Source organism: Vreelandella sp. L-15 (genome assembly GCF_056857635.1).
Window position 1 is genome coordinate 1 of sequence record NZ_JBSXNN010000095.1, and the last position, 6,349, is coordinate 6,349.

The window sequence follows — 6,349 nt, forward strand, 5'->3', positions numbered from 1 at the left end:
CCTCTGGTTGTGAAAGAGCGTGCAGGTTAGACTTGGACATGGCGTATCATTCCTCTGTTGGTTGTGATCTTGGCGGTGATCAACCAACAGGATACGCCACCCCTTCAGCCTGCTTCCATACACCAGAAATCACCATAGCTCGTTAGCGAAAATTCCTGAATTAAAGCTGAATTTGTTTGCCGAGATACTAGTTTTTCATAAAAAAGGTCAGCTCATGGCTGACCTTCTTAATTCATGTCAAGACTAAAGGATATCAATAGGCGACATGTAGTTCATAACGGTTACTGTCACTTTGGTTATTACCTCCCAATGAGCTACCACTCACCTCAAGCTGATAATTGCCCGGTTGCAGCTGACGAACAAGTTCGAAGTGCCCCCGTGGGCTGGAAGCTTCTGCTACCTGCTGTCCCGCCTCATTATAAAGAACAGCTGAAATGCGGTTGCCAGTGCTGGTAAATCCTGGAAAGTGCTCACTCACTACTTTCAGTGTAGTCGCTTGTTCAATGTTAATATTGAAACGCTTAGGTTGCCCCTGGACAAGCATCTGTGTAGAAGATACGCCTCTTTCTAGTAAGGGAAGATTCTGTGTTGTATTGCCTAAGCTCGCTAATACAGGTGTAGAGAGGATACTTGCTACTACTGCACTAAAAACAATTGCTTTAATTTTCATGGTGGTTTACTCCGCTGGTTATTTATAATTTAATAATAACCTTAGAGTATGAGTTGAAGCTGAATTTAGTGGTTTATTAGCAAAAAAAACGCCACCTTTCGGTGGCGCAAGTTATAGAGTGCTTAACGATTTAAAATATTAACCTGACACCTGCCACCACGCCGGTATCTTCGGTATTATTCCCGCCAGCACGAGAAAGGTCAGCGGTATCGCCATACTGTTTTTCCCAGTAAGCGCCCACGTAAGGCGCAAAGCGTCTGGTCACTTGGTAGCCCAGGCGCATGCCGACACGCACTGAGTTAAGGCCCTCACCCACACCAAACTCCTTAACTTCGCTGGCAGCTACGGCAATTTCGGTACGCGGCTGTAGGTAGAGCCGCTGAGTCAGGCGCAGATTGTACTCGCTTTCCAGGCTGGCGGAGATATCGCCTTCATCGCTTATCATCAAGTCGAGATCGGTCTCGAAGCGATAGGGGGCGAGCCCCAATAGGCTGATGACGCCGAAATAGCGTTCGGGATAGTTATTCGTAGCGATACCGCCCTGATAACCGATGCCGCCCTGAAGTTCCCAGAAGTCGGCAATCAAACGACTATAAAGCAGGTTGAGGGACTCGAATTCTGCATCTTCGCCATCGCCCTGGACGTTTTGGCCTTCGCTTTCCACGTATAGGCGATTGAAATCACCGCCATACCAGGCCTGGAAATCCCAGACCAAGGCATCCCCCCCCTTGTCGGGCGAAGCATATTCCAAGCGATCGACCCGTACCGTGGTCATCGGGTACTCCACGACCGGTGACGGCCAGCCGGCCGGGGCGTCATAGCCGTCTTCGGCTTGAGCAGTCGTGGCGGCGGCCATGCCGAGGGCGGCGCTGGCGAGGGTTAAGTAGTGCTTGGTTTTCATACTGCCTCCTTAAGAAACCTGAACAACGCGGAACATGCCGGCATCCATGTGATAGAGAAGGTGGCAGTGGAACGCCCAACTGCCCTCTGCATCTGCGGTGATCAACGCAGATACGCGCTCACCGGGCTTCACATTTAGGGTGTGTTTGCGTGGTATCAATTCACCCTGGCCGTTTTCCAGCTCCATCCACATGCCGTGGAGGTGGATAGGATGCTCCATCATGGTGTCGTTAATCAGAATTAGGCGCAGCCGCTCATCTTTCTCAAAATGAATAGGGCCCGTCACTTCGCTAAACTTCTTACCGTCGAACGACCATATATAACGCTCCATATTGCCGGTCAGGTGCAGCTCAAGCTCACGGCCTGGCTCACGGCGATCAGGCCATGGTGTGATCGCTTTGAGATCCCGGTAGACTAATATGCGTCGTTCGTCGGGGTCGATGCCGATGCCCGCCTGGTCGTAGCGAGAGCCGGGCTGGGCTTCACCGGCGAGAAGCAAACCATTTGCGCCTATTTTGGCCTGCTCGGCTGCCATCCCCCCCATAGTAGAGTGATCCATGCCTTGCATGTTGGACATACCGGAGTGATCCATCCCAGCCATGCTGGAATGATCCATCCCCGACATGTTGGACATGCCAGAGTGATCCATCCCCGCCATGTTGGAGTGATCCATACCGCCCATACCCATGGCTTCCATGCCGCGGTCGGCAATTTGGCGGCGCTTGGGAATCTCCGCCTGCATGCCTTCACGCGGGGCTAGCGTGGCGCGAGCGTAGCCACTCCGATCTATGGCTTCGGCGAAGATGGTATAGGCTCGATCATCTTCTGGTGAAACAAGCACATCGTACGTTTCCGCCACGCCAATACGGAACTCATCAACAGGCACGGGTTGCACTGGCTGGCCATCGGCAGCAACGACGGTCATCTTCAAACCAGGTATACGTACATCAAAGTATGACATCGCCGACCCGTTAATCACGCGTAGTCGTACCCGCTCACCAGCCTTGAACAGCGCATTCCAGTTTTCTTGGGGGGAGTGACCGTTAAGCAGGTAGGTATAAGTACTGCCGGTCACATCGGCAATATCCCGAGAACTCATGCGCATTTTGGCCCACATGCCGCGCATCTCGGCAGTTTGTGAGAAACCCTTTTCGCGAACATCGGCGAAAAAATCAGCAATCGTGCGCTCTTGGAAGTTGTAATAGCCATCTATCATGGATTTCAGATTACGGAACACCGACATGGGATCTTCAAAGGTCCAGTCGGTGAGCAGCAATACGTGCTCACGGTCGTAGCGGATGGGTTCGCGCTCGGCGGCGTCAATTATCAACGGCCCGGCGTGGCCGAGCTGTTCCTGCAAGCCGGAGTGGCTGTGGTACCAGTAGGTACCGTTCTGACGGACGGGAAAACGGTAGGTAAAGGTTTCACCAGGGGCGATACCTGCAAAGCTAACGCCAGGCACACCATCCATTTCCGGCGGTAGAATAAGACCATGCCAGTGGATGGAGGTGGGCTCGTCCAGCAGGTTGGTGACACGCAGTACTGCGTCTTGACCTTCTTTCAAACGAATCAGCGGGGCAGGACTGGTACCGTTAATGGTAATGGGTTGGGCTTCTTGTCCGTCAATAGGCAACGATTCACGGCGGATCGCCAGCGATACTTCGGGCCCTTCTTCAACGCCCTGAGCATAGACATTGGTACGGCCCCAGGGGTTTGCCCAGGCGGGAGTTAACCCCATTGCCGCAGCAGAACCTAAGCCTAAGGCAGCGCCTCCTTTTAACACTTGCCGACGAGAAAGAGGGCGAGAAATGATACTTGAGCGTGCCATGTGTAACTCCCATCAATGGTGAATAGCACTATCTTGATGGAAGAAGCTGAATCAAAGCTGAATGATGATTAATTGACTACTTCGCCCGTCAAGGGCAAAGCAATCGTTACGCGTAAACCACCCAGCGGGCTTCGCTCAAACTGAGAGTAACCCGAGTAGCGGGCAACTAACTGTGCAAGAATCGAAAGGCCTAAGCCGTAGCCAGGGCGGCGCTCATCCAGACGTGTACCACGCTCTCCCAAGCGCGAAAGTTCCTCGTTTGCAACGCCCTGACCATCATCATCAATCGTTAGCGTGAGTGCAGTTACAGTGACGGCAACATCGCAATGAACGCGCCTGCTCGACCATTTTCCTGCGTTATCAAGCACGATGCCTAATATTTCTGAAAAGTCGTGAGATTCAATGGGAACTTGTTCTTCCTCACTTGCTGAGTGAGTCAGGTCGAATATACGCTCAGGATAGAGGCTACGAAACATCTCAATCAGCCGTAAGCTATCACGAGTAACGTTGGCCATTCGTCCCGCATTAGGACCTGCGATACGTGAACGACGCAGCTCCGCATCCAACTGGGCGTTGATGTCTTCAATACGGCTGAGTAGTTTATGGCGTCTGTTCTCATCGATAGGCCGGTTGCCACGCAGCACTTGAGTCACGGCTGCAAGCGGTGTTTTTAATGCATGTGATAGGTTCGCGACCGATTCTCGCGAGCGCTTTAGACGAAGATCGATGTCGTCCATGAACCAGTTCAACTGGTCGACTAATTCATCTAGCTCCGAAGGGGCTACTAATGACAAGCGATCTCGTTTGCCTGAGCGCAATGCTTCAAGTTGTTGGCGCAGTTGCCAGAGTGGTATGAGTCCACGGTTAACCGCCAGCATATTGAGTAAGATGAGCATCCCTAAAAGCACGGCGGCGATCCCACCAACCCACCAGTGCAAAGTTGCAAGCCCTGCTTCTACTTGGGAAAAATCCTCGCCCACCAATAGCACACCCTGCGTGCCCTGCCACTCAAAATGGCGACGATAGACGAGCATGTGCTGCGTTCCGCGATTCACGTCTATTAGGGCATCACCGTTTTCTTCCAGCAATGGAGCCAGCTGTTGCTGCCATTGCGGGTCGGAAGCGCTGACCGAGCCATTGAAGCGGAGTACGTAGAGATGATGAAAGACTTGATAGCCTTGGCTAACCGAGTCGAGCGCAGTCGGTACAGCCGTTTGGTCTTGCTCTAGCTGCGCGACCGCGTGGTTTGCTTCACGTTGTAAGCGTTCACCTAAAAAATCTCTTGCCAGGCTCTGTAAAAAGATCCCATGCAATAGCCACGTGGTGACCACCACCAATAGCGCGACGCCGCCTAGCCATGCGAGCAGCCGAATGCGTAAACTGCGTCTATCAATGTGAAGCAAAGAAATACCCCTGACCGCGTCGCGTTTGAATGACTGATTTACCGAGATAACGACGCAGACGAGCGATATAGACTTCCACCAAGTTAGGTGCTGCAGCGTCCTGCTCCAAGGCATAGAGCTGCTCTAGTAGCTGATCTTTCGAGTGAATACGGTCTGGATGAAGCATTAAGTAGCGCAGTAATCGAAACTCCGTTGCTGTTAGCGAACGCCACGTTTCCCCTTCTAAGCACACACGTTGACCCGCCTCATCCAACGAGACACCGTTTAGCGTAATCACCTGAGATAACTGACCAGACTGCCTACGCAACAAGGCCTTCAGGCGGGCCATGAGTTCGGCTTCGTGGAAGGGCTTGGTGAGATAGTCATCGGCTCCCGTTTCAAGTCCAATCACTTTATCTTCCCAGGTATCGCGCGCCGTCAAAACCAAAATAGGCGTACTGCGCTTCTGCTTGCGCCAATGAGCGAGAAGATCTAACCCCGACCCATCGGGCAAACCGACATCTAAAATAGCCAGCTCATAATCCTCGGTTGCCATCAGCGACTTGGCCGCTTTCAATGAAGCGGCCAAATCAACCAGGTAACCGTTGTCCTTGAGACTCTCTGCCAAGCTTTCTGCTAACAAATCATCATCTTCGAGTAGCAACAGTTTCATGGGTCTGCGTCAGATTAGAGAGAAAAATTACCGTACATGCCGGATTCATAATGACCAGGAATGTTACAGGCATACTCTAGCTCGTTAACATTATCAGGAACACGCCATAATAGAGACCCAGTCTCGCCAGGTGCAATGGTCACCCCTGCCATGCTCATATTGGCCATATCGTGACCATCGCCGTTTGACATATTGGACATATCGTGGCCTTCACCGTGTGCCATATTTGACATGTCATGGCCTCCGCCATTGGCCATGTTTAGCATCATCTGGCGATGTTCTTCTTGGGCTTCTTTGCTACCAATCACAAATTCATGCTCTAAATTGCCGGTGTTGGTGATTTCAAATTTAACCACCTCCCCAGCCGCCAGTTCTAGCTCTTCAGGGTCGAACCACATATCGCCAGCCTCAAGGCTGATCGTGCGGTCAACGTCAGCCTCGGTTAGGCCATTGTCACCACTGCCTTGGCCGGGCGAAGCCCATGCCGCACTCGTTATCAAACTGAGTGAAAGGGCAAACAAAGACGTTGTTAAGGAGATGTTGCGCATGGTCATTTACCTCAGAGGTTATTGTCACTTGTTCTTTATACGGCGTTAACCTGAAACGAGCCTGAGCCTAACGTAAAAATATGGCCTGCTACCCAAAAGCATTTCTAACATGATGATGGATCCTGCCCCCCCCTGATTAGAGTCAACGCTGCAGCAATGACTTTTCGTCTTGTTGGTGCAATTGCCTATGGCAGCCTCCGCCTAAACCTCAGCAAAAACCCGCGTGAACCCTCGCCCACTCGGGCGGGGAGGTAAGCGGGGGCCGCACAAGCGGCCCTATTCTGGTGTCTTCTGTCCCTGCACATAAGCCTTGAGCGTCTCGATAGTGGCTCCGCCTGCGCTACAAGC

The 6,349-nt window shown here is 52.2% G+C and carries 6 protein-coding genes and 1 pseudogene; all 7 read right to left on the reverse strand.

What is annotated here, in order from left to right:
* Window positions 1-253 precede the first annotated feature (253 nt).
* Entirely contained in the window at window positions 254-670 is a 417-nt protein-coding gene (locus tag AC13CY_RS15210; RefSeq protein WP_139296639.1) for a hypothetical protein, read from the reverse strand.
* Between the two features lie 130 nt (window positions 671-800).
* Window positions 801-1,571 carry a copper resistance protein B gene (locus tag AC13CY_RS15215; RefSeq protein WP_074211543.1) on the reverse strand — a complete coding sequence of 257 codons (771 nt, stop codon included), beginning with the start codon at window positions 1,569-1,571 and terminating at the stop codon, window positions 801-803.
* A gap of 9 nt (window positions 1,572-1,580) precedes the next feature.
* Complete coding sequence (locus AC13CY_RS15220; RefSeq protein ID WP_483052758.1) at window positions 1,581-3,398, reverse strand: copper resistance system multicopper oxidase; 1,818 nt, start codon at window positions 3,396-3,398, stop codon at window positions 1,581-1,583.
* A gap of 68 nt (window positions 3,399-3,466) precedes the next feature.
* Entirely contained in the window at window positions 3,467-4,732 is a 1,266-nt protein-coding gene (locus tag AC13CY_RS15225) for an ATP-binding protein (protein ID WP_483052761.1), read from the reverse strand.
* Between the two features lie 55 nt (window positions 4,733-4,787).
* Window positions 4,788-5,453: a response regulator transcription factor gene (locus tag AC13CY_RS15230; protein WP_483052759.1), complete on the reverse strand. Its 666-nt coding sequence runs from the start codon at window positions 5,451-5,453 to the stop codon at window positions 4,788-4,790.
* Between the two features lie 14 nt (window positions 5,454-5,467).
* Complete coding sequence (locus tag AC13CY_RS15235; protein ID WP_483052760.1) at window positions 5,468-6,001, reverse strand: cupredoxin domain-containing protein; 534 nt, start codon at window positions 5,999-6,001, stop codon at window positions 5,468-5,470.
* A 276-nt stretch (window positions 6,002-6,277) separates the two neighbouring features.
* Window positions 6,278-6,349: pseudogene (locus AC13CY_RS15240) on the reverse strand (IS200/IS605 family transposase); the annotation flags it as partial.

Coding starts and splice junctions, on each gene's coding strand:
- AC13CY_RS15210 (WP_139296639.1), bottom strand. CDS start 670: ATGAAAATTAAAGCAATTGTTTTTAGTGCAGTAGTAGCAAGTATCCTC.
- AC13CY_RS15215 (WP_074211543.1), bottom strand. CDS start 1,571: ATGAAAACCAAGCACTACTTAACCCTCGCCAGCGCCGCCCTCGGCATG.
- AC13CY_RS15220 (WP_483052758.1), bottom strand. CDS start 3,398: ATGGCACGCTCAAGTATCATTTCTCGCCCTCTTTCTCGTCGGCAAGTG.
- AC13CY_RS15230 (WP_483052759.1), bottom strand. CDS start 5,453: ATGAAACTGTTGCTACTCGAAGATGATGATTTGTTAGCAGAAAGCTTG.
- AC13CY_RS15235 (WP_483052760.1), bottom strand. CDS start 6,001: ATGCGCAACATCTCCTTAACAACGTCTTTGTTTGCCCTTTCACTCAGT.